23 protein-coding genes and 1 tRNA gene are annotated in these 22,271 nt (G+C 70.0%); 9 read left to right on the plus strand and 15 right to left on the minus strand.

Going from position 1 to position 22,271, the window contains the following annotated elements; genetic code table 11:
• Nucleotides 1-109 precede the first annotated feature (109 nt).
• Nucleotides 110-580 carry a RidA family protein gene (locus AC0VY3_RS34085; protein WP_030087015.1) on the minus strand — a complete coding sequence of 157 codons (471 nt, stop codon included), beginning with the start codon at nucleotides 578-580 and terminating at the stop codon, nucleotides 110-112.
• Nucleotides 580-738, minus strand: a complete 159-nt coding sequence (locus tag AC0VY3_RS34090; RefSeq protein WP_003967454.1) for a DUF4177 domain-containing protein — start codon at nucleotides 736-738, stop codon at nucleotides 580-582. The genes AC0VY3_RS34085 and AC0VY3_RS34090 overlap by 1 nt, the downstream gene beginning before the upstream one ends.
• Nucleotides 739-810: 72 nt before the next feature.
• Here AC0VY3_RS34090 and bagA point away from each other — a divergent pair, with 72 nt between their 5' ends.
• Both bagA and bagB read left to right on the plus strand, forming a co-directional pair.
• Nucleotides 811-1,785 (plus strand): ATPase BagA, encoded by a 975-nt coding sequence (bagA, locus tag AC0VY3_RS34095; RefSeq protein ID WP_103508432.1) that lies wholly within the window; start codon nucleotides 811-813, stop codon nucleotides 1,783-1,785.
• The gene (bagB, locus tag AC0VY3_RS34100) at nucleotides 1,782-3,218 is read left to right on the plus strand and encodes an ATPase BagB (protein WP_475551424.1); all 1,437 of its coding nucleotides are present in this window, start codon (nucleotides 1,782-1,784) and stop codon (nucleotides 3,216-3,218) included. The genes bagA and bagB overlap by 4 nt, the downstream gene beginning before the upstream one ends.
• Before the next feature lie 44 nt (nucleotides 3,219-3,262).
• Here bagB and AC0VY3_RS34105 read toward each other — a convergent pair whose 3' ends face one another.
• On the minus strand, nucleotides 3,263-3,613 hold the full coding sequence (locus tag AC0VY3_RS34105; protein ID WP_030087009.1) for a WhiB family transcriptional regulator: 351 nt from the start codon (nucleotides 3,611-3,613) through the stop codon (nucleotides 3,263-3,265).
• Nucleotides 3,614-4,236: 623 nt separating this feature from the next.
• On the opposite strand from AC0VY3_RS34105, the gene AC0VY3_RS34110 reads away from it, so the two are divergent.
• Nucleotides 4,237-6,486, plus strand: coding sequence for a transglycosylase domain-containing protein (locus AC0VY3_RS34110; protein ID WP_103508434.1), 2,250 nt, complete (start codon nucleotides 4,237-4,239; stop codon nucleotides 6,484-6,486).
• A gap of 74 nt (nucleotides 6,487-6,560) precedes the next feature.
• Here AC0VY3_RS34110 and AC0VY3_RS34115 read toward each other — a convergent pair whose 3' ends face one another.
• Nucleotides 6,561-7,025 (minus strand): GatB/YqeY domain-containing protein, encoded by a 465-nt coding sequence (locus AC0VY3_RS34115; RefSeq protein WP_475551425.1) that lies wholly within the window; start codon nucleotides 7,023-7,025, stop codon nucleotides 6,561-6,563.
• A gap of 79 nt (nucleotides 7,026-7,104) precedes the next feature.
• Between AC0VY3_RS34115 and AC0VY3_RS34120 the strand changes: the two genes are divergently transcribed.
• From AC0VY3_RS34120 to AC0VY3_RS34130, 3 genes are all read left to right on the plus strand, one after another.
• Nucleotides 7,105-8,043 (plus strand): metallophosphoesterase, encoded by a 939-nt coding sequence (locus AC0VY3_RS34120; RefSeq protein WP_103508435.1) that lies wholly within the window; start codon nucleotides 7,105-7,107, stop codon nucleotides 8,041-8,043.
• Nucleotides 8,044-8,258: 215 nt separating this feature from the next.
• Complete coding sequence (locus AC0VY3_RS34125) at nucleotides 8,259-9,008, plus strand: Pr6Pr family membrane protein (RefSeq protein ID WP_242735479.1); 750 nt, start codon at nucleotides 8,259-8,261, stop codon at nucleotides 9,006-9,008.
• A gap of 28 nt (nucleotides 9,009-9,036) precedes the next feature.
• Nucleotides 9,037-9,110, plus strand: a tRNA-Pro gene (locus AC0VY3_RS34130).
• Nucleotides 9,111-9,193: 83 nt separating this feature from the next.
• Here AC0VY3_RS34130 and AC0VY3_RS34135 read toward each other — a convergent pair.
• From AC0VY3_RS34135 to AC0VY3_RS34185, 11 genes are all read right to left on the minus strand, one after another.
• A complete protein-coding gene (locus AC0VY3_RS34135) occupies nucleotides 9,194-10,369 on the minus strand; it encodes a tyrosine-type recombinase/integrase (RefSeq protein WP_351447570.1) in 1,176 nt (391 codons plus the stop codon).
• Between the two features lie 65 nt (nucleotides 10,370-10,434).
• Nucleotides 10,435-10,635: a helix-turn-helix domain-containing protein gene (locus AC0VY3_RS34140; RefSeq protein ID WP_216322753.1), complete on the minus strand. Its 201-nt coding sequence runs from the start codon at nucleotides 10,633-10,635 to the stop codon at nucleotides 10,435-10,437.
• 173 nt (nucleotides 10,636-10,808) lie between these two features.
• Entirely contained in the window at nucleotides 10,809-12,062 is a 1,254-nt protein-coding gene (locus AC0VY3_RS34145; RefSeq protein WP_475551426.1) for a DUF3631 domain-containing protein, read from the minus strand.
• A complete protein-coding gene (locus AC0VY3_RS34150) occupies nucleotides 12,059-12,412 on the minus strand; it encodes a hypothetical protein (RefSeq protein WP_475551427.1) in 354 nt (117 codons plus the stop codon). Before AC0VY3_RS34150 ends, AC0VY3_RS34145 begins: the two co-directional genes overlap by 4 nt.
• The gene (locus tag AC0VY3_RS34155; protein WP_475551428.1) at nucleotides 12,409-13,296 is read right to left on the minus strand and encodes a bifunctional DNA primase/polymerase; all 888 of its coding nucleotides are present in this window, start codon (nucleotides 13,294-13,296) and stop codon (nucleotides 12,409-12,411) included. Before AC0VY3_RS34155 ends, AC0VY3_RS34150 begins: the two co-directional genes overlap by 4 nt.
• Nucleotides 13,293-14,372, minus strand: a complete 1,080-nt coding sequence (locus AC0VY3_RS34160) for a DNA cytosine methyltransferase (protein WP_475551429.1) — start codon at nucleotides 14,370-14,372, stop codon at nucleotides 13,293-13,295. The genes AC0VY3_RS34155 and AC0VY3_RS34160 overlap by 4 nt, the downstream gene beginning before the upstream one ends.
• 90 nt (nucleotides 14,373-14,462) lie before the next feature.
• Nucleotides 14,463-16,238, minus strand: a complete 1,776-nt coding sequence (locus AC0VY3_RS34165) for a MarR family transcriptional regulator (protein WP_475551430.1) — start codon at nucleotides 16,236-16,238, stop codon at nucleotides 14,463-14,465.
• A gap of 255 nt (nucleotides 16,239-16,493) precedes the next feature.
• Complete coding sequence (locus AC0VY3_RS34170; RefSeq protein ID WP_475551431.1) at nucleotides 16,494-16,949, minus strand: hypothetical protein; 456 nt, start codon at nucleotides 16,947-16,949, stop codon at nucleotides 16,494-16,496.
• The gene (locus AC0VY3_RS34175; protein ID WP_475551781.1) at nucleotides 16,946-17,287 is read right to left on the minus strand and encodes an RRQRL motif-containing zinc-binding protein; all 342 of its coding nucleotides are present in this window, start codon (nucleotides 17,285-17,287) and stop codon (nucleotides 16,946-16,948) included. The genes AC0VY3_RS34170 and AC0VY3_RS34175 overlap by 4 nt, the downstream gene beginning before the upstream one ends.
• On the minus strand, nucleotides 17,287-18,153 hold the full coding sequence (locus AC0VY3_RS34180) for a protein spdB (protein WP_475551432.1): 867 nt from the start codon (nucleotides 18,151-18,153) through the stop codon (nucleotides 17,287-17,289). Before AC0VY3_RS34180 ends, AC0VY3_RS34175 begins: the two co-directional genes overlap by 1 nt.
• Nucleotides 18,150-18,419, minus strand: a complete 270-nt coding sequence (locus AC0VY3_RS34185) for a DUF6284 family protein (protein WP_475551433.1) — start codon at nucleotides 18,417-18,419, stop codon at nucleotides 18,150-18,152. Before AC0VY3_RS34185 ends, AC0VY3_RS34180 begins: the two co-directional genes overlap by 4 nt.
• A gap of 480 nt (nucleotides 18,420-18,899) precedes the next feature.
• Between AC0VY3_RS34185 and AC0VY3_RS34190 the strand changes: the two genes are divergently transcribed.
• The 3 genes from AC0VY3_RS34190 (at nucleotide 18,900) to AC0VY3_RS34200 (ending at nucleotide 22,157) form a co-directional block, all read left to right on the plus strand.
• The gene (locus AC0VY3_RS34190; RefSeq protein ID WP_475551434.1) at nucleotides 18,900-19,766 is read left to right on the plus strand and encodes a GntR family transcriptional regulator; all 867 of its coding nucleotides are present in this window, start codon (nucleotides 18,900-18,902) and stop codon (nucleotides 19,764-19,766) included.
• The gene (locus tag AC0VY3_RS34195) at nucleotides 19,756-20,457 is read left to right on the plus strand and encodes an HAD family hydrolase (protein ID WP_475551435.1); all 702 of its coding nucleotides are present in this window, start codon (nucleotides 19,756-19,758) and stop codon (nucleotides 20,455-20,457) included. The genes AC0VY3_RS34190 and AC0VY3_RS34195 overlap by 11 nt, the downstream gene beginning before the upstream one ends.
• Nucleotides 20,458-21,497: 1,040 nt before the next feature.
• Nucleotides 21,498-22,157 (plus strand): DUF4352 domain-containing protein, encoded by a 660-nt coding sequence (locus tag AC0VY3_RS34200; protein ID WP_139061987.1) that lies wholly within the window; start codon nucleotides 21,498-21,500, stop codon nucleotides 22,155-22,157.
• The last annotated feature ends 114 nt before the right edge of the window (nucleotides 22,158-22,271 follow it).

A 22,271-nucleotide genomic window follows, 5' to 3' on the forward strand; every position in this document is an offset into this window, starting at 1 on the left:
GATCATCACGGCGACCCGACATGTCCCGTACACACGCGGTCCCGCACACACGCGATCCCGCCCGGTCGCGGGACCGGGCGGGATCGGAAGGACGAGCGGGCAAGGATCCTCAGGCGTCGACGAGCTCCACCTGGACCTCGACCTCGACCGGTGCGTCCAGCGGCAGCACGGCGACGCCCACGGCGCTGCGGGCGTGCACGCCCTTGTCGCCGAGGACCGCGCCCAGCAGCTCGCTGGCGCCGTTGATCACGGCGGGCTGCCCGGTGAAGTCGGAGGCCGAGGCGACGAAGCCCACGACCTTCACGACGCGCTTGATCCGGTCCAGGTCGCCGGCGACCGACTTCACGGCGGCCAGGGCGTTGAGCGCACAGGTCTTCGCGAGCTCCTTCGCCTCGTCCGGCGTGACCTCGGCGCCGACCTTGCCGGTGACGGCGAGCTTGCCGTCCACCATCGGCAGCTGGCCGGAGGTGTACACGTACACCCCGGACTGCACGGCCGGCTGGTACGAGGCCAGCGGCGGCACCACGGCCGGCAGGGTCAGGCCGAGCTCGGCGAGGCGCGACTCGACGGCGCCCGCCACTACGCCTTCTCCCGCTTCAGGTAGGCCACGAGCTGCTCGGGGTTGTTCGGGCCGGGAACGACCTGGACCAGCTCCCAGCCGTCCTCGCCCCAGGTGTCCAGAATCTGCTTGGTCGCGTGCACGAGAAGGGGCACGGTCGCGTATTCCCACTTGGTCATGGGCCCGACTGTAACGCCTGGCACGTACCGTCCCGTGCGTAGGCCGGGGCCGGACTGGTTAGGCTCGAATACGTGAGCAGGTTCCAGGTCGTCAGCGGCAAGGGCGGTACCGGTAAGACCACGGTCGCCGCCGCCCTCGCGCTCGCCCTCGCGACCGAGGGCAGGCGCACTCTCCTCGTCGAGGTCGAGGGCAGGCAGGGCATCGCCCAGCTCTTCGGTTCCGACGCGCTGCCCTACGAGGAGCGCAAGATCGCCGTCGCGCCGGGCGGCGGCGAGGTGTACGCGCTGGCCATCGACGCCGAACGCGCACTCCTCGACTACCTCCAGATGTTCTACAAGCTCGGCAGCGCCGGCCGCGCCCTGAAGAAGCTCGGCGCCATCGACTTCGCCACCACCATCGCGCCCGGCGTCCGGGACGTCCTGCTGACCGGCAAGGCCTGCGAAGCCGTACGCCGCAAGGACAAGCAGGGCCGGTTCGTCTACGACTACGTGATCATGGACGCCCCGCCGACCGGCCGGATCACCCGCTTCCTGAACGTCAACGACGAGGTCGCCGGGCTGGCCAGGATCGGCCCGATACACAACCAGGCCCAGGCCGTGATGCGGGTCCTGAAGTCCTCGCAGACCGCGGTCCATCTGGTGACCCTCCTGGAGGAGATGCCGGTCCAGGAGACCGCGGACGGCATCGCCGAGCTGCGCGCCGCCGAACTGCCCGTGGGCAGCGTCTTCGTGAACATGGTCCGCCCGCATCTGCTGGACGAGGACGCCCTGCGCACCGCAGCGGGCGGCCGTCGCAAGGAGATCGCCAAGGCGCTGACCCGGGCCGGAGTGACCGGTTCCGCCGCCCTCGTACGCCCCCTGGTAGAGCAGGCGGCCCAGCACGCCGAGCGGGTCGGGCTGGAGCGGGAGCAGCGCGCGGTGCTGGCCGGTCTCGGTCTGCCGACGGCGGAGCTCCCGCTGATCGGCGACGGGGTGGACCTCGCCGCGCTGCACGAGCTGGCCACGGAGCTCCGTAAGCAGGGCGCGGGCGAAGGGGGAGACGCATGAGCGCGGACACAGCCGGTACGGACGCGGTTCCGGCGGCGGCGGACGGCGGCCTGGACACGGACGCGCTGCTGGACGACCCGGGCATCCGGATCGTCGTGTGCTGCGGCTCCGGCGGGGTCGGCAAGACCACGACCGCCGCCGCCCTGGGCGTACGGGCCGCCGAGCGCGGCCGGAAGGTCGTCGTCCTCACCATCGACCCGGCCCGCCGGCTCGCCCAGTCCATGGGCATCGACCGGCTGGACAACGTGCCCCGGCGGGTCGACGGCATCGACGGCGAGGGCGAACTGCACGCCATGATGCTCGACATGAAGCGGACCTTCGACGAGACCGTCGAGGCGCACGCGGACGCGGAGCGGGCCAGGGCGATCCTGGAGAACCCCTTCTACCAGTCCCTGTCGGCCGGGTTCGCCGGTACGCAGGAGTACATGGCGATGGAGAAGCTCGGGCAGCTCCGGGCGCGCGACGAGTGGGACCTGATCATCGTCGACACCCCTCCCTCGCGCTCCGCGCTGGACTTCCTGGACGCGCCGAAGCGGCTCGGGTCGTTCCTCGACGGGAAGTTCATCCGGCTGCTGATGGCGCCCGCGAAGGTCGGCGGCCGGGCCGGGATGAAGTTCCTCAATGTCGGTATGTCGATGATGAGCGGAACGCTGGGCAAGCTGCTCGGGGGCCAGTTCCTGCGGGACGTCCAGACGTTCGTCGCCGCGATGGACACCATGTTCGGCGGCTTCCGCAGCCGGGCGGACGCCACGTACAAGCTGCTCCAGGCACCCGGCACGGCCTTTCTCGTGGTCGCGACGCCGGAGCAGGACGCGCTGCGCGAGGCTGCCTATTTCGTGGAGCGACTGGCCGCCGATGAGATGCCGCTGGCCGGTCTGGTCCTCAACCGTGTGCACGGCAGCGAGGCGTCGCGGCTCTCCGCCGAGCAGGCGCTGACGGCCGCAGAAAATCTTGAGGACGCCCGCATTGTGGATCAGAGGGCCGGGAAAGCTGGCTTTGGTGACCGGGAAGCCCCCGATCCGGCGGTCACCGCTTCCGGAACGACCGAGCCGCCCCTCTCCCCCGAGGCCGGGCAGGCGTCCGGCCCCGAGCCCGCAGCCGAGCACCAGGACACGACGGAGAACGAACCGCCCCACGAGAACGTCGCGACATCCGCGACCACCAGCGGCGACGACGAGGCCGACACCGTCGACGCCATCGGCATCATCAGCATCGAGGACCTGACGGCGGGTCTGCTGCGGCTGCACGCCGAGCGCATGCAGGTCGTCGCCCGGGAGCACGGCACCCGTGACCGCTTCACCGCACGGCACCCCGAGGTGCCGGTGACGGCCGTGGCGGCGCTGCCCGGTGACGTACACGACCTCGACGGCCTCCGGGCCATCGGCGACCGCCTGGCGAGCGGCTCCGCACCGGCTCCGGCCGGAGCGGCGTAGCCACCCTCCCGGGCGGCGGGGCCGCGGCCTCGTGGCGGCCGCGGCTACCCGACGGCGGCGTACGTCTCGTTCAGCTCCTCGTCCTCCAGCCCGATGACTCCGGGCAGAATGCCGGTGGACCGCTCGTATTCGCTGCGCGCGGTCTCCAGCAGTCGGCGCCAGGACGTGACGGTCGGCCGGCGGCGCAGCAGTGCGCGGCGCTCCCGCTCCGTCATTCCGCCCCACACGCCGAATTCGACGCGATTGTCCAGCGCATCGGCCAGGCACTCGGTCCGCACCGGGCATCCGGTGCACACCGCCTTGGCTCTGTTCTGCGCTGCCCCTTGTACGAACAGTTCATCCGGATCGGTAGTGCGGCAGGCTGCCTGCGCACTCCAGTCGGTTACCCAGCCCATGCCGGCGCCGTCCTCTCCCGAATCGAGGCTCCCCCACGGCGGCAGCGGCATATTCACCGCTGCCAGTTGAGGACGTTACGGAAGGTGCGGACAGCACAACACCCCCTTCGGGCCCAATCTTGAATGGTCCGAACGGACTATGCGTATGCGGCAGATCACCCAGGGGAGTGAGCCGAGGACATACGCGACTATCTCCATGAAAAGGGGACAGTGCACTCAAGTCGCAAAGGACTTCTCGCGACATACAGGGCGATTTCGGGAGCGCCACGATGCGTGCGTGAAGTGCCATGCGGTTGCGCGTCGGCCGGGTGAAGAATGACCAGAAGACGCGCATGGGACGACAGGGGGCTTGATACCGAACCGGACTGCTGTGACAGTTGAGAGCAGCTTAGGCCAAGGCCTGTCCGTCTGTCCGGCGAATAGGAACGTAGCCGCCCGCGCCCGCGTGCCCGCTCCGCGAGGCCTCCGTATGCCCGCAGCACCTCCGAAGGCTCCGGTCCGGGGCACACCAGGCCCTCCCGGCGACCGGCCGGCCCTCCCGGATGTCACGGTCCGGTACGGGAACGCTCCGAGAGGCCCCCGCTCCTACGACACGTTCATCACTACGGATTAGGCTGCCCCCTATGCCAAAGAAGCGCTCGGGCGGGGGTCTCACCACGACCCAGCAGGCCGCCAAGTTCCTCGGTGTCGCCGCGCTCTCCGGAGCTGTCCTGGCAGGCATCGCGCTGCCCGCAGCCGGAGCGCTGGGGCTCGCCGCCAAGGGGACGGTCGAAGGGTTCGACGAGATCCCCTCCAATCTCAAGACGCCACCGCTCAGCCAGCGGACCACGATCCAGGACCGCGACGGCGGCACCATCGCCACGGTGTACTCCCGCGACCGCACGGTCGTCCCGCTCAAGGACATCTCGCCGTACATGCAGGACGCGATCATCGCGATCGAGGACTCCCGCTTCTACGAGCACGGCGCGGTCGACCTCAAGGGCATCCTCCGCGCGATGAACCGCAACGTGCAGGCGGGCGGGGCGGCGCAGGGCGCGTCGACCCTCACCCAGCAGTACGTGAAGAACGTCTTCGTCGAAGAGGCCGGCGACGACCCGGAGAAGGTCGCCGAGGCCACGCAGCAGACGCTCGGCCGCAAGGTCCGCGAGCTGAAGTACGCGATCCAGGTCGAGGAGGAGCTCGGCAAGAAGAAGATCCTGGAGAACTACCTCAACATCACGTTCTTCGGGCAGCAGGCGTACGGCATCGAGGCCGCGTCCCAGCGCTACTTCTCCAAGCACGCCAAGGACCTCAAGCTGGAGGAGGCCGCGATGCTCGCCGGCATCGTCCAGTCGCCGAGCCGCTACGACCCGGTCAACGACGCGGAGGAGGCGACCAAGCGCCGCAACACCGTGCTGGCACGGATGGCCGCGGTCAAGAGCATCTCGCAGGCCGAGGCCGACAAGGCCATGGAGACGCCCATCAAGCTGAAGGTCTCCCGGCCGAAGAACGGCTGCATCACCGCCGTCAGCGGGTCCGGCTTCTTCTGCGACTACGTCCGCAAGACGATCCTCACCGACCCCGCCTTCGGCAAGACCGACGAGGACCGGGCCAAGCTCTGGAACCTCGGCGGCCTGACCATCCGGACCACGCTGGACCCGCGCGCCCAGAAGGCGGCCAACGAGGCCGCCACCGCGAGGGTCTACAAGGACGACAAGTTCGCGGCGTCCGTGGTGCAGGTCCGGCCGGGCAACGGCGAGATTCTCTCCATGGGCCAGTCCCGCCCCTACGGTCTGGACCAGAAGCAGAACGAGACCGTGCTCAACCTGGCCGTCAGCAACAAGATGGGCGGCTCCACGTACGGCTTCCAGGTCGGCTCCACGTTCAAGCCGTTCACCGCGGCGGCGGCGCTGGAGAAGGGCATCAGCCCGGCGACGACGTTCTCGACGGACTGGAAACTGACGCTGCCGGAGAGCTCCTTCCGGACCTGCGACGGAGCGCCCGCCGGAAACCAGCCCTGGAATCTGGTGAACGAGCTGGAGTCCGAGAAGGGCACCTGGGACATGACGAGCGCGCTCGGCAAGTCCATCAACACCTACTTCGCGCTGCTGGAGCAGAAGGCCGGGCTCTGCGAGACGCTGACCATGGCGAAGAAGGTGGGCTACGAGCGCGGTGACGGCAAGGAGATCCTGGAGCGGCCCGCGGCCACCCTGGGAAGCGTCGACAGCACCCCGCTCTCGATGGCGTCCGCGTACGCGACCTTCGCCAACCGGGGCACGTACTGCACGCCGATCGCCATCGCCTCCATCAAGGACCCGCAGGGCAAGAAGATCCCCGTGCCGAAGACGTCCTGCTCGCGCGCGATGAGCGAGAAGACCGCGGACACGATCAACCAGATGCTCAAGGGCGTCGTGGAAGACGGCACCGGTACGCAGGCCGGGCTCAGCGACCGGGACAACGCGGGCAAGACCGGTACGACCAACGACCGCAAGGACGCCTGGTTCGTCGGGTACACGCCGAACCTCTCCACCGCGGTGTGGGTCGGCGACGACATCGGCGAGAAGAGCTCGATGTTCAACGTCACCATCGGCGGCCGCGACTACGACAAGGTCTGCGGCGGCTGCCTGCCCGGCCCGATCTGGCGCATCGCGATGACCGGAGCGCTGGACGCGTCCGAGACCCCCGGCTTCAACCCGGTCTCCGTCCCCCGGGGCAAGGAGAAGAAGGACAAGGAGAAGGGCGACCGGGACCGTGACCGCGGCGACGAGGGCCGCGAGGACGGCAAGCCCGGCGACGACGGCAACCGGTTCCCGGGCATCGAGCTTCCGGACGGTGTGATCGGCGGCGGCGGCGGTGGCGGGCGAGGCCAGGACGGCGGCCAGAACGGCCCCTGACCCGTACCCGTACAGACAGAAGCAAAGGGTGGGCGGCCCGGTCGATCGACCGGGCCGCCCACCCTTTGCTTCTCTCAGCCGGCGAGGAGCTTCTTCACCGCGGCGGCGACCCGGCCACCCTCGGCGAGCCCCGCGACCTTCGGGTTGACGATCTTCATGACGACGCCCATCGCACGCGGCCCCTCGGCCCCGGCGGCCTTCGCCTCCTCGACGGCGGACGCCACGATCGCGTTCAGCTCGTCGTCGGAGAGCTGCTTGGGCAGATAGCCGTCGAGCAGCTCGCCCTCCGCCTTCTCCCGCTCGGCCTGCTCGGTCCGGCCGCCCTGGGCGAAGGCCTCCGCCGCCTCACGGCGCTTCTTCGCCTCCTTGGCGATCACCTTCTGCACCTCGTCGTCGGAGAGCTCGCGCGCCGACTTGCCGCTGACCTCTTCCTTGGTGATCGCGGTGAGGGTGAGCCGAAGGGTGGACGAGGTCAGCTCGTCACGCGCCTTCATGGCCGTGTGGAGGTCTTCCTTGAGCTTGGACTTGAGCGTGGTCATGCCGCGATTGTGACAGGTGCGGGGCCCGGGCCGCCCACCGGTTTTCCGCTCACGGTTCCGCTTCTGCGACGATGGGCGCATGCGCGCACGCTACGGAGTACCCCTGAAAGTCACGGCAGTCGGCGCGGCGGTCGGCGCCGCCGGACTCGCCTACGCCGCCGGATTCGAGGCCCGCTCGTTCCGCCTGCGACGGGTCACCGTTCCCGTACTCCCGCACGGGGCGCGCCCGTTGCGCGTGCTCCAGGTCTCCGACATCCACATGGTGAGCGGTCAGCGCAAGAAGCGGGCCTGGCTCCAGTCGCTGGCGGGCCTGCGCCCGGACTTCGTGGTCAACACCGGCGACAACCTCTCCGACCCGGAAGCGGTGCCCGAGGTGCTCGACGCGCTCGGCCCGCTGATGGAGTTCCCTGGGGTGTACGTCTTCGGCTCCAACGACTACTACGGCCCCAAGCTCCGCAACCCGGCCCGCTACCTCCTGGAAAAGGTCCAGGGCAAGCACGGCCTCAACGGCAACGAGCCCGCGGTCGGCGTCGTCCACAACCCGTGGGAGCCGATGCGCGACGCCTTCGACGAGGCGGGCTGGCTGGACCTGTCGAACACCCGGGGCCGCCTGAAGCTCGGCGGCCTGGAGCTGGCGTTCACCGGTCTGGACGACCCGCACATCAAGCGCGACCGGTACGCCGAGGTCCAGGGCGGCCCCGAGACCGGCGCCGACCTCTCCATCGGCGTGGTGCACGCCCCGTACCTGCGCTCCCTGGACGCCTTCACGGCCGACGGCTACCCGCTGATCCTGGCCGGTCACACGCACGGCGGCCAGCTGTGCATCCCGTTCTACGGGGCGCTGGTCACCAACTGCGACCTGGACACGGACCGGGTGAAGGGCCTGTCCACCCACACGGCGGGCGCCCACCGCTCCTACCTCCACGTGTCCGCCGGCTGCGGCACCAACCGCTACACCCCGGTCCGCTTCGCCTGCCCGCCCGAGGCCACGCTGCTGACACTGGCCCCGAAGGCCTGACCGGGGCGCGCCCGCCCGATCCGCACGGCGGACGCGGCAGGCGCGGTGGGCACGGGCCCCATCCGCGCGGCGGGCTCGGGGCGCCGTCCGCGCAGCAGGCACGGCGGGCACGGGGCGGGGCGCCATCCGCGCGGCGGGTGCGGCGGGCACGGGGCGCCGTCCGCGCGGCGGGTGACGAATCGCGGGGGTCTTCCCGCCCGCTTACGGTACGAATCATGACCGCGCCCCGGACCGCCTTGCTCCCCCGCCCCCGGGCGGCAGAGGTGCTCCCGGACCCCACCGGGCCCCGCCGACGCCCCTGGGCCACGGCCCTGCGCGCCGCGGCGTGCGGGGTCGCGGCCGCGGGCCCGGTCATCGCCCAGGTGACCGGCTACGCGCCACCGACGCTGATCCGCTTCACGGTCCTGGCGAACCTCCTGATCGCGGGCGCCTTCGGCTGGTCGGCCGTACGTACCTGGCGAGGCGGCCCACCGCTGTCGCCACGCCTGTCGGGCGGGGCACTCCTGCTCGCCGCGATCACCGGCCTGATGTACCACCTGGTGCTGGTGAACTACGGCGGCAGCCCGCCTCCGCAGACAGACCGGCCCATCGCCGCGACCCTCCTGCTCCACACGGTGACCCCGCTGGCCGTCGCCGCGGACTGGCTCCTGCTGACCGCACCCCGGACCCTGCGCCTGGCCCACATCCCGCTCTGGCTGACGGCCCCCGCGGCCTACCTGGCCCTCACCCTGACCCGCGGGGCCCTGCTCTCCCCCGGCGCCCCGGCCCGCTACCCGTACCCGTTCCTCGACGTCGACACGTACGGCTACGCCGGCGCCCTCACCCAGTCCCTGGCCCTCGGTCTCCTCTTCGCCGCCCTGGGCGTCCTGACCACCGCCGTGGACCACCTCCGGCCGAACGTGGCGGGGTGGTTCCGGCACGGCAGAAACCGGATTTCGCCTCCGGCCGCCGGTGGGCTAAAGTAATCGATGTCGCCGGGAGACCGGTGGACATCGGGGTGTAGCGCAGCTTGGCAGCGCGCTTCGTTCGGGACGAAGAGGTCGTGGGTTCAAATCCCGCCACCCCGACGCTGGTCAGAGGCCACATACGGATTTTCGTATGTGGCCTCTGTCGTGTCTGGGGGGCCAAACAGGGGGCCAAAGGGATTTGATCAAGCCTTCGGCATGGGTGCCTTACGCCGCTCGGCAAAGATCTCGTCCATAGCCTCCGCTCCCTGCGTGATCACCGGCCGGAGCTGCTTCCTGTACACGGCCTCAGTGGTCGCCTGACTGCTGTGGCCGACCAGCATGGCGATGCGCTCCAGCGGGATGCCGTGATCGGAGAGCAGGGACACGAAGCTGTGGCGAAGTTCCCGGGGCGTCCATTCGGGATCGAGCCCCGCCTTTTTCACGATGGCGCGGAAGTCGCGCCGCACGTTCGCGGCGTCCAGCGGCTCCCCGCTCCGTGTGGTGAACACCCGACCGTCGGGACGCCACTCGATCCCGTGCGAAGCGCGCTCCTGCTTCTGCCACCGCAGGTGCTCGACCAGCACGTCCACGACCTGCTTCGGTAGGGCGATCGTCCGGCGGCTCTTGCGCGTCTTGGTCTCCCCGTGCCTGCGCACGGACCGCCACACGGCGACGTGCGGCGGGATGCCGTCCTCAGGGTTCAGGTAGACGTGATCCCAGGTAAGCGGCCGGGCCTCCTCGGTCCGCACCCCTCCGAGGAGTGACAGCACCAGGTAGGCGTAGAGGCGGCTCCCCCGCGCGGCCCCGAGCACGGCTTTCGCCTGCTCCAGGTTGAGTGCCTTGCTCGGTCGGCCGGCACGCCCCTCCGGGACGGTGACCAGCAGCGCGACGTTACGCACTGCCTTGTCTCGCCGCTGGGCGTGCTCGATTGACCTGCGCAGGATCGCCAGCACATCCCGGAGACTTCGTGTGGAAAGCGCCTCGACGCGGCTGTTGAGCCAGTCGTCCACGTCGTCGGCGCTGAGGTCTTTGAGCTTGGCCTTGCCCACGAAGGGGATCAGGTGCTTGTCGGCGAGCGTGCGATTCTTGGCCACGGTCTGGGCGTCTCGCCCCTTCAGCCCGCGCTCCAGCCAGTCGTTCACGGCGTTCTCAACGGTGTAGTTGGCGGGGGTACGAACACCTGCTGCGACCTCCTTCTTGAGATCGCGGATCTTCTCGCGGACCTCCGTCTTGGTCTTGCCGTAGACCTTGGGTCGCAGACGCTTGCCGTTCGGTGCATAGCCCAGGGAGACCGCCCCCACGTAGCGGTTCTTCGCCTGGTCCCAGTAGATGGTGTCTTCCCCGTGCCCGGCCCTGCGGGTGGGCTTGCTGGTTGCCACGTCGGCAGTTCCCTTCATGTAGCGGGCCCGCCCACGAGAGTGGGCGGGCCCGCTGGTCGGGTTGGTCAGTTGGATTCGCGCTTGAGGAGGTCGATGTACTCCTCGACGTACTCCGTCGGGATGCGCCGACTGCGGCCAATCTGGACAGTGCGCAACCGTCCGAGTCGGATCTCCTCGTATGCGGTGGAGCGTTTGACCCCCAGGATTTCGGCGGCGACATCGACGCGGAGGAGGCGGGCGGGCGGCGAGGTGGTTGGCGTGGCCACGGGATTCTCCTCTGGGTGTGGCGGGCGGGTGCTTTCTCTGTCCTGGCAGATCCGCAACGTCCGCCACGCCGCCACATCGCAGGTCAGGGGCCTGCGTTTGTGGCGGATGGCGGTCGTGTGGCGGATAGGTGCCGCCGCATCCGGGGGTGTGGCGGCACCTGGTGGCGCTGGGGTCAGCCCGCGACAGGGAAGAGCGGTGTGGCGGATTCCGCAGGCATGTGGCGGATGGGTGTGGCGGTATCCGCCACGGATTCACCCCCGCTGACCTGCGGTGTGGCGGACGTGGCGGATGTTGCGGATTCCTCGGGGGGCGGAGGGCAGTACCGCGTCCAGGCGTCCACGAGGTCTTCCGCGTAGTAGCCCTTGGGGGTGCCGGAGGGGGTGCGAATGCCGCGCGGCTTGATGGGCTTGATGGCCGGGGTGACGTACTGCCCGAGGAGCTTGGCGAGCGTCCGGGAGTTCAGCGGCTTGTCGTCCAGGTCGCCCCAGGGGGCGTCGTCCATGCGGAGCAGGATTTCGAGGATGACGGCGGTGGGCACCCGGTCCGCGCCGCAGAACACGGTGTCGCGCAGGTCGGTCAACAGCCGGACACCCAACGATGCTTCGTCGTTGTCCTGACCGGCGTTGATCAGGTCCAGGCAGGCGGCCCGGGCCCGTGCGGGCCAGGTTCCGCCGGCCGCGTCCGCGACGGCGAGCAGGGGCTCCCAGACGTCGGCGGGCCGGTCGGTGACCCCTTCGGGCATGTCGGGCCAGGCGTTGGCGACCTGGTCGCGGACGGTGTCGGCCCACTTCGCGATCCGGTCGCGCAGGGCGTGGCCCTGCTTCTCGTGGATGCGCTGGCGGTAGGGCTCGACCTTCTCGTTGGGGGCACGCTTGCGCATACGGATGATGACGGACCGGGTCAGGACGGTGTCGGGGAGGGAGCCGAGTCCGGCCATGGCGACGGCGCAGTAGGAGCCGAACACCTGGGCGTTCTGGTTGGAGCCGTCCCCGACGCACCGCAGGGCCCCGCCGATGCGCCGGTATCCGGCGTTCAGGAAGCCGCGCAGGGCCTCGTCCGCCCCGGCCTTGGGGCCGAAGATGGTGTCCACCTCGTCGAACAGGACAGTGGGCAGTCCCTCGGCGGAGTCGACCAGCCGGTAGAGGGCGTTCGCGGACGCGGACACCGTGCTCATGGGGCGGGGGGTGAGCAGTTCCACGATCTCCAGCGCCCTCGACTTCCCCGACCCCGGTTCCGGGGAGAGGAACGCGATGCGCGGGGTGGTCTCGAAGCAGTCGATCAGGTGGGCGTGCGCGTCCCACAGGGCCACCGCGACATAGGCGGACTCGGTCGGGAAGACGTTGAACCGGCGGTGGAAGGCTTCCACCGCATCGAGCAGGGCGGCACCGTCGATGGGTGCCTTGGTCTGCTGGGCGGGGGTGTTCATGCGGCGTTCCTCCGGTGCTGCTCGGTGTGCGGACAGTGGTCGACGCGGGCGCGGGTGGTCAGGTTGGTGACGCACTCCCGGCCTCGGGCGCGCTCGTGGTGGCCGCAGGCGCAGAGCCAGTCAGCCGTGGGGATCTGATTGCGGCCGAGCCCGCGCACCGTGAGGCCGGGGCGGATGCCGGTCACCGTGACCGTGTGCGGGTCAGGGAGAACAGCAACGGGGACGGCCTTGCGGCCGACGCCTTTCGGCTCGCCACCGGTCACCGGTGCTGCGGCGGTGTTGGCGGGCTGCGGGGTGTTCGGGGTGGCAGGCAGGCTCTTAAGGCGGTGATTCCTGGGGGTGGTGGTCATGCCGGCCGCCCGGGGTTGTTGGCGATGGACCAGTTCAGAGCGCTGGTCACGGCGGCGCGGCACTCGTTCTCGCGGAGTCCGGCCGCCAATCCCGCCGAATTAAGAGCCGCTTCTACCTCGTGGCGGTCGAGGTCGCCGGACGGGATGAACCTCCCCAATGCGCGGGCGGCCCTCACGAGCGTCCAGTTCCGCACGCCCTTCCCGGCCCCGGCCACGGCCGCCGTTTCGGCCCTGAGAGCCGCTGCCGCGTACCTGGACGCCCGAACCGGCACGGGCGCGGCCATCAATGCCCGCGACGGCTGACGAGGTGTCAGGAGGGCGTGCAGCCATTCCGGGAGTGGTACGGGCTCGGTGGGGTCGGCCACCTCGTACGCACCGCCCGGGAGGGTGCTGCCGGCGGCGACGACGTAGCCGCCGTGGGCGCGGGTGTCGATGTGGGTGCCGAGCCTGCCCGCGCTGTTGCCGAGCCGGACCCCTTTGGGGGCGGTGAAGTACAGGTGGTGTCCCCCGGACGCGGTCCGGGTCCGGTAGGTGGCGGGGACGGGTTGCCCGGCGCGCTCGCAGAGCGCTTGCAGGGAAGTGACGCCGTCAGGCGTTCCTTTCGGGTCCTTCGCCTTGACCGGGTCCAGGTCCACCACGACCAGCCCGGACGGGCCCGTGGCAATCCCGACGTTGAACGGTCCCGCCGACCAGGCCGCGCGGATGCGGGCGGGGTCGGCGGTGGCGCGCTGCTCCCACTTGCGGTGCCCGCCGGCGCAGTCACCGGTGCCGGGGCAGGCGGTTTCACCGTGGAGGGCGGGGCGCTTGTCGGTCGGCCGCAGGGGGAAGACGTGCCATCCGCGTTTGGCTGCGTCCAGGGCTGCGTTGAGGAGGTGGGTGTTCATGCGGCCACCGCCCGGGGGTGGGTCCAGGCGGCGGGGGTGGCTCCGAGGAGTTGTCCGTAGGCGTGGTGTGCCTGGCGGGGGATGACGCCGTTGCCGAGGATGCGGAGCTGTTCCTTGCGGGGGATGCCGGGGATGTCGGTGACCCAGCCGGCGGGCAGTCCCATGAGCCATTCCGTGAAGACGGGCGAGAGGCGGCGGTTGCCGCGTGTGCCGGGCTCGGTGGGGCAGGGGGCGGGGCGGCCGGTGATGTGTTCCCAGCGGCGGATGGCGGGCCCGTAGTCGATGCCGTCGGTGGAGATCCAGCTCCCGCTGTAGGGGAGCCGGTTGACGACGAACTCGTTGAGCGGGCGCGCGTTGCGCTCCAGCAGGTTGGAGGCACCCGACCTCCAGTCCCGGGCGGCCGGCGTGGGGACCAGCCTCAGGACTCGGGCGGGGGTGCCGGGAGCCGGGTGACTGCGGTGCGCAGGTTCAGCCCGCCCTTGCGTTTGGGAGACGTGCCGGGGCCGCCAGTGCCGTCCGAGGTGGTGGGGGTCGGCATCAGCGGGATGGGCAACTGCGAACCACCGGTCACGCTCGTGCGGGGCCCCGACTTCGGGGTCACCAGCTCGTAGACATGTCCACCGGACGCCATACCCGATCGCGGCCAAGTCCTGGGCGACGACGTCCAGCCCCCGCGAGCGGAGCGCCGCCACGTTTTCCAGGAAGACGTAGCGCGGTCGAATGACGCCCACAGCCGCAGCGACGTTCTTCCAGACCCTCGACCACTGGCCACTGATCCCATCCTTCCGTCCGGCATTGCTGATGTTGCGGCACGGGAAACCGGCCCCGACGATCTCGGGCCGGTACAGGTCACGGACCCGCTCCCAGTCGGCGCGGGTGATGTCTCCCAGGTTCGGCACCCCCGGGTGGTGGGCGGCGAACACGGCGGCGGCATAGGGGTCGTTCTCGGCGTAGGCGACCGGCACCGCGCCGATACCCGCACCGAGCGCGGTCTCCAGGCCGCCGTAACCGGCGCACAGCGCCACGGCTCGTAAGGTCCCGTCCGGCACTCGCCGGATGGGGGTGGGTTGGGTCATGCTGGTGTCTCCAGTTCTCGTGAGTGGGTTTCTGGACGAGGGCGGCCCCGGCTTTGGTGAGACGGGGGCCGCCCTCCTTGGTTGGTGTGGTCAGGCGGCCTTGTCGGCGGTGAGTCCGCCGTCCGGCCGGCGGGTGATGTGGCCGGTGTCGGTGAGGCGCTTCACGGCCTTGGACACCGTCCCCTTGGACAGCCCGGTCGTCTCGGCCAAGTCCTTCTGCCGTACCGGTGCTGCGGCGGTCTCGATCGCGTCGAGAATCCGGGCGTCCGTCCCGTCCACGGCCGCCACGACCGGAACGGCGGTGGCGGGCTTCACGAGGGTGAGCGTCGGGGCCGTCCCGCTGGCGGTGGTGGGTGTGGTGGTGCGGGACCAGATGGGCTGGTCGGGCAGGGCGATGACGACGGCCTTGTCCATGTAGCGGACCTTGACCGGATCGGGGCCCCGCTTGCCGTCGCGGATGAGCGCGACGCCGGGCGCGGGAAGCTCGTCCGCGTTCCAGCCCTTGGCCTGTGCGTCCTCACCGAGGACGACGCGGGCCTCGGCAGGGGTGCGGACGGCAAGGCAGATCGAGGTGCTGATCTGCGGGGCGATCTGCTTGGGGACGCCGTCGCCGATGGTGGGCTTCTGCGTCATCCACCACAGGTCGATGCACGCCGCCCGCCCCATCCGGGCGATCGACTCCAGACCCGGCAGGGCGCTGCGGGTGCGGACCTTCGTCTTCCCGTCGCCGTCCTCCTCGGGGAAGGGGACCTTGTCGGCGGCGGTGACGACTTCCGCGCCCTCGTCCACGACGACGGTGATGCGGGGCCGGTCGGGGGTGGGGCCCCAGGTGTCCTGTCCCTTGGGCAGGACGTTGAGCCGGTCGTGCATCTCGGCTTCCAGCTCGTCCACCACTGCGATGACGTCTTCGGGGGTGGAGGCGACGCGGGCCCGGTGGTCCCACAACCGGCCTTCCACGCGCTTGAGGTCGATGATGACCAGCGCGTTCGTGTCGCCCTCGGAGGCGTCGAACAGGAGCGGACGGGACGCGACGCTCTTGCCCGCCCCGGACCGGCCCGCAATCAGCAGCCGCTCGCCCAGGGGCACGGTGACGTGTTCGCCGGTGACGGTGTCGATGCCGAGCGAGCGCCGCTCCGGCGCCCACAGGAGGTCGTCGCCGTCGGCGGCGCTGCGGGTGCGCAGGGTCAGTTCGGCCCAGCCACCCTGCTTCCCGGCCTTGATCTGCAACCGCAGCCCGGTGCGCGCACCGAGCAGCGCGCGGATGTGGTCTTCGGAGCCGCGCAGTTTGGTGGCGGTCCACTGTCCGTCGAGGCGGACCGCGACGACGATCCCGGACTCGGTCAGGCGCGGCCGGCCGGTCAGCGTCCCGGCCAGGCCGCGCTGTTCGGCGTGCTCGCGCCAGTGCTCGGGCTGGAGACGCTTGAGCAGGTCGCGTTCCTCGGCGGTCGGCTCGATCGGGGAAGCCGCGGGGCGGTGCAGCACCGCCCACAGGACTGCTCCGGCGAGGGCGACGCTCACGGCGACGGCCGCCCACATCCACACCCGCCCCGGAACCAGCGGCAGCCCCACGTACCCGGTCGCGGCGGTGACGAGCGCGGCCTTGGACGCGAACAGCCACATCGGGTCGGGCACGTGCCGCTTGGCGGTGGCGAGTTCGCGCTCGGCGCGGTGGACGAGGGTGGTGACCTTCTGGGGGTCGGTGGCCTGTGCCTGTGCGAGGGCGGCGCGGGCGTCGCGGACCAAGGGCTTGCGGGTGGCTCGGAGGGTGCGGCGGCGGTCGGATTCCTTGGACCAGCGGTCGGCGGTCCAGCGGGCGGCGGTGGCTGCGTACTGGCGGTGGGTCTGCCAGGCTGATGGGTGACTCACGGGTTCCTCTCCAAGGGCTATGAGTCGGTGGGGGCGGGCCCGGCATGGCCCGCCCCCACACGCGGGTGTGTGTACGCGCGGTGATGGAGTTTCCGGTTTCCTGGTTTCCGACAGGGGCCCCTACGCGTGTGCGCGCGAGACGGGAAACTTCCGTCACGCTGCGTCGCTACGGGGGTCCTGGCGGCCGAACAGGGGCCGGGGGGTCTCGACCCACCCGGAAGGGGCCCCGATCGCTCTGCGGGGCGCTGGGCGGTTTCAGTGGGTGGAGCGGCCGAACCACCGGTTGTTGACGGTGGTGTTGTGCACCGTCGTGGGCCGCCCGCCACCGAGGACGGCGGGGGCGATGCGGGAGGCGACGACGGCGATGGCGGCCCACATCACGAGCGACCCGAGTCCGGCGGCGGCGCTGACGAGCTGACCGGCACCGAGGAGGAGCTGACCGGCACCCCACCCGGCACCGCCGGCGAGCAGTCCGCCGGCGGCGATGCGCTGGGCGCGCGGGTCGAACAACGGCTGCGGAGTCAGGTCCCGGGGCTGGTAGACGGCGGGGGCGGTGGGCAGGTGCTCGCGGAGCACGGCCACCATCGACCCGTCCGGGCCGGGGACGTAGACGACCGTCCCTGCCCGCTCCGCGTGGAGCTGCACCGTGCCCGTGGTGGGGGCGGCCGGGGCGGTGGGCCATCCCGGCAGGACGTGTATGTCAGGGGTCATGGAGGCGTGTCCTTCCGGTTCGGCGGGGTGTCGTGGCAGGTGACGCACATGCCGAGCGAGCGCGGGATGCAATACCCGGCGTCCGTGAGGCAGTTGGGGCAAGTGCGGCGAGCGAGCATCGCCGCAGCGAGCGCGGCGGCGCGGGCCGGGGTCATGGGGCGTACGGGCTTGGCCCGGTCGACCCGGTAGAGGTAGGCGACCAACGGCCCACGGCGACGCCGGGGCCGGTGGACTTCCGCGACGACGTCCTGACCACCCGGCCGCAACCCCAACGCTCGGAGCTGACGGCGGGTCGCCAAACCGTCCGGGGCGAGACGCCACCGGTAGACGGCGGCCATCAGGCCGCGACGCGCTTCCACGCGCCCCGGAGCCGGACCTCGGACGCGGAGTGCCCGGCGGCCCGGAACCGGGTGGACATCTCCCGGTAGGACAGGGCCGGGGTCTCGCTGTGCCGGATTCCGTCCACCAACCGGTCCAGCTCCGCATCGGAGAGCGCGGGCGCGGCGTCGAGGGCGGGGAGGGGGTTGGTGGGGCCCCAGACAGGGAGTTCCCAGGCGAGTGTGACGCCGGGTGTGACGCGGCTGGTCACGCTGGTCAGGGCCCTGCCGGTGTCCTTCCCGGCCCGGGTGCTCTCCAGCGTCGACCAGGCTCGGGCGAGGGTGGTGGCGGTCTGCGCCTGGACGCGTGCGACGCGCGCCCCGGCCTGCGTCACAGCCGCCAGCCGCGTCTCCTCCGTGCCCGCCTCGGCCCGCAGGCGGGCGCGGGCCACGGCGGCCTCGTCGCGGGCTTCCTGCTGGATTCCCTGGATCGCCTCCAGCGCTGATCCTGTCAGCGCGGTGCGCTCCCACAACCCGTGGACCAGCCACAGCGCTTTAGCGGCCAGGGGCAGCCAGGCGACCGCGAGCCACGCGCTGGCGCTCGCGTCGGCGGTGACGGCGTGGGCAATGAGGACGCCAGTGGCGACCAGACCGAAGAACCAGCCCACGGCCGTGACGGGGGTGGAGTGGTCGCCCTGGGCGGCGAGGCGGCGTTCGTAGGCGAGGGTGGCGAGCCACCCCCCGTCGATCCCGAGCCCGACCACCAAGGCGACGGGCCATGGCATCGCGGTGCCGAGCCACATCACAACCACGGCCAGCGTGAGGACCATGGACACCGCCGTCATCGCGACGGCCGGCAGAACCGTCTTCGTGGCCTCCGTGCTCATGCGGCACCGCCGGGGACTGCCAGGGTGGCGGCGCGGTTGGCGAGGTCCCGGCGGGCGGCCAGCACCCGGCGGTGGGCCCGGCGGATGCGTTGCTGGTCCAGCTCGGTCGGGGTGCGGTCGATGGTCATGATCTGCGCGTCGAGGAGAGCGACGTCCGCGAGGATCAGCGGCGACTCGGTCTCGATCGCGTCCAGCTCGGCGTCCGACGGCTCACCGTCGAACGGGGTGGCCGTAACAACGGCCTGAAGTGCTGCGATGCTCTTCATGGGTCTGTTCCTCTCAGACAGGAACGGCTCACCACGAACCCCCGGAGCAGCAACTCCGGGGGTTCTCGCCGTTGGAACCAGGAACCGGCTCCCCTCTGCCCCGCCCGTACGACCCCGGAGGCCGGACGGGCGGTGGAGGCAACCGGCCGCAGCAGTCATGGCACTGCGGATTGGTTGAGCACGCGGGACGATGTCTCGCGCTGCCGCCTGCTTATGGCACAGGAGAGGCGGCAAATCCTTGGCACGCTGTTCAGTTCTCAAGAAACGACCAGCTCAGGGCCCGTAGCGCGCGGCCGAAGCCGCCTTCAATCGAGCAATCCCGAACCAGCTTGGGCAGCCCAAAGAAGGGCCTGGCTCACCGCACCAACCAACTTGGCTAGCCCGGTTGAGCTGCCCTTAACGTAGCCAGCATGACTAGCCATGTCAACATCTGGCTAGCCTGGCTGCCCTGATCATGGGTTCTGGGCGTAGCATCGAGGCATGACTTTCACGCCCGAACCGCTGGACCCGGACGACAACCGTCCGCCCTACGAGCAGGTCGCAAGCAGCCTTGCCGCAGCCATTCGGACGAGGAGGCTCGCCCCTGGCGACAAGCTGCCGTCGCACAAGAACCTCACCGACCTCTATGGGTTCGCCAGGGCGACGATTCAGCGCGCACTGCGGGACCTGGAGGATGAGGGGCTGGTCGTCTCCCGCAAGGGAAGCGGTGTGTACGTCCGGAACCGGACCGAGCGGCCGGCCGGTCTGCGGCCCTACGTCGAGCAGGCTTTCGCCAGCCCGAACGTCTCAATCGACTTCGCGGGTTTCTCCAGCGAGACGCTGCATGGAGCCCTACAGGAACCGATCGACAAGATCCGGGTCGGCCGACTGACGCCGACCAGCATCAACATCCGAATCCTGGTGCCGGACATGGCCGTGCCCCAGGCCGCCCCGGTACGTCGGAGTGACGGCGCTGACGACCCCCGCCTCCGAGCCCGCATGCACGACATGATGGTCGGCTTCACCCGAAGCATCGCCAACGCCGTGGGGGAACTTCAGCACCTCGGTCTGGTCCAAGAGGCCACTGTCAGCGTGCGGGTTCACAGCGGAACGCAGTTCTTCAAGCTCTACGTGATCAACCAGGGAGACGCGTTCTTCGGGTACTACCCCATCCGCCCGAACAAGGTGTCCGCAGGAGGGGAAGCGATCGACATCTACGACCTGGTGGGCGCAGACGCCGCGCTGTTCCACTACTCGACCAACGAGGGAGACGGGACCAGCGGCGCACAGCAAGTCGAACAGGCACGCCTCTGGTTCGAGAGCGTCTGGAGCACCATTGGAAGGGACTTCGACCCCTATGGCGTCTGAGAGCCTCGCCGCGACCGTCGCCGCTACCAACGGCGTGCTTTTCGACTTCGACGGGCCTGTCTGCGATGTGTTCGCTGGGCACCCCGCCCCTGGTGTTGCCCGAGAACTGGCCGCCATGCTCGCCGAGATCGACGCGGCGACTGGCGAGCAGGCCCTCGCAACGGACGACCCGATGGAAGTGCTGCGATTGGCACCCCGCGTCAGTGAGGATGCCGTGCGCCGAATCGAAGAAGCCCTCACGTCTGCGGAAGTTTCGGCGGTGAAGGCTGCGGGCGACCCCGTCCCGGGCGCCAAGGATTCCCTTCGTGCGGCCCACGCGTCCGGCCGAAGAGTCGCGATCGTTAGCAACAACTCCGCAGCGTGCGTGAGGGAATTCCTAGCGCTTCACAGCCTCGATCGATTCGTTCACCAAGTGATCGGCCGTTCCCCGAACCGACCTGACCTCATGAAACCGTCGCCGTTCTCTCTCGAAAGAGCCGCCAAGGAACTTGGCGTCAAAGCGAGCACCTGCACGCTGATCGGTGATTCCACTACGGACATCGAGGCTGCCGCGCGGGCGGGCTCCATGGCGATCGGCTTCGCCAACAAGCCAGGCAAAGAGGCAAGCCTCGCCGCCGCCGGGGCTCGGACGATCGTTACGGCCATGGCCACCGTCGCTGAGGCCCTTCTGACACCGCCCCTTGCGCGTTGACCCTCTCTCAGGGGGCCAAACGGGGGGCCAACGCACTCAACCGAGGGTGGACCCGCATGGACGCCCACGGACAAGCCGACGCCGCATCTGCCCAGCACGGGACCAAGCTGACCAGCCTGGCAGCCCCCTGAATAGCGTTCGGGACGAAGAGGTCGTGGGTTCAAATCCCGCCACCCCGACAGCTGAAACACCAGGTCAGGGGCCTGATCCATTTAGTGGATCAGGCCCCTGAGTGGTTTCCGGGGGCGTCTTGGGAGCCGTTTGGGAGCCGATCTCAGGATCCGGCTCCCCGCCGGCTCCCAGAGCGTGCGCGTGGAGGCCAACGGCGGAACGGGGCTACCCCAGGGCCGTACCTGTCCTTCGCTCGGCGCGCTCGGCTCATGCCGCTCGGCCGTCAATAGACACGAGGAATCATCTCTTCATAGCTGTTGGCCGAGCACGCCGATTCCGCTCTCCGCCCGGCAGGGAGGGATTGCGGCTCAGCTGCCAGCGTGCCGATACCCCACGGGCCTCTCACTCACCTTCACGATCACCCCGGCATCAGCAAGATCTCGAAGCACCTGGCGTGCCCGCTTCTTCCCGATCGCCACGTCAGCGGGACGGTATCCCGCTCCGAACAGGGCCGCCAGGACGCGTTCGGCATCCCATGTCCCCTGGAGGACCTGGATGGCCTCGCTAAGGATCTCAGCGTGCGTTTGGGTACTGCTCACATGTCCTCCGCAGTTGCCTACAAACTCGCCCCCAAAAATAATCGCCAGTCGGGCACTCAGGTTGCCCATATGGCGCATTCACTCGCGACAGGCTGGACGGGCAGCGCACACGGTCGGCGCCGGGAGACGAGGTGGGCCTGCTTTCCGGAGCGAACGGCACCTACCTCGCTTGTGACGTTGCTATCGTCGTCAGCGCCATCGAGTGAGTCCGAGTCCTTTCCGGATCGGCCCGTTGGCACCCGCTCGACTGGTGACCGCATACAGGTCGGCGACCTCTTGAGGAGCCCGGCCATCCACGAGAGGACTTCAGTGAGCGGTCAGCTCCCACCGATGCCTGAACAGCTTCCCGAGCGACCCAAGAGCGTCAGGAACCCGTGGAAAACGGCCACGTTCTGCCTGGCTGGCGCGCTTATGGTGACCGCTGCAGCACTCGCCTACACCGCTACGGGAAGCCAAGGGGACGCTCCCAACGCCTCAGCCGATCCGTCGCCCTCGATCTGGCAGGACGATCGCCCCAGCGCCGACACTGCCCCCGTCGAGACGACGTCCCCTATCCCGAGTCGACCGGCCGATTTCAAGATCGGAGACGAAGCGCGCAACGGCGGCGCCGTCGTCACGGTCACCAAGGTCCGGGAGGCTGAGTCGATCAACGTGGCCGGTGGAGTCAAGAAGGCGGGAGGCGACGCCAAGTACGTGATCTTGGAGACCGTGGTATTTAACGACTCCAAGGCCAGCATGGACCTGACCTGCTCGCTGCCCATCGTGAATGGCCTGCTGGACGAGCAAGAGCGGCGCTACGACACCATCGATGACCTGTACGAAGTGACAGGAAATCCCGAGTGCAACGAGCAGCTCCAGCCCGGCTTCAAGGATGAGATGCAGTTTGTCTACCGGGTCCCGAAGGGCGCGAAGATCATCGCCTGGGAGTTCTCCGAGTACGATCTCGCCTCGGACCGGGAGCCGTCGATCATCGCACTGGCCAGCGCCTGAGGCTTCAGGGGGCTGGATGCGACATGGGCAGCCTGTGCCGACATCGAGCACAGCTGGCGTTTACCCCCGGCCTGGCTGGCCTCGGCTTTTCTGCCGTGCCAGCGCGGCTTCCCA

This window comes from Streptomyces sp. iso_384 (genome assembly GCF_056172905.1).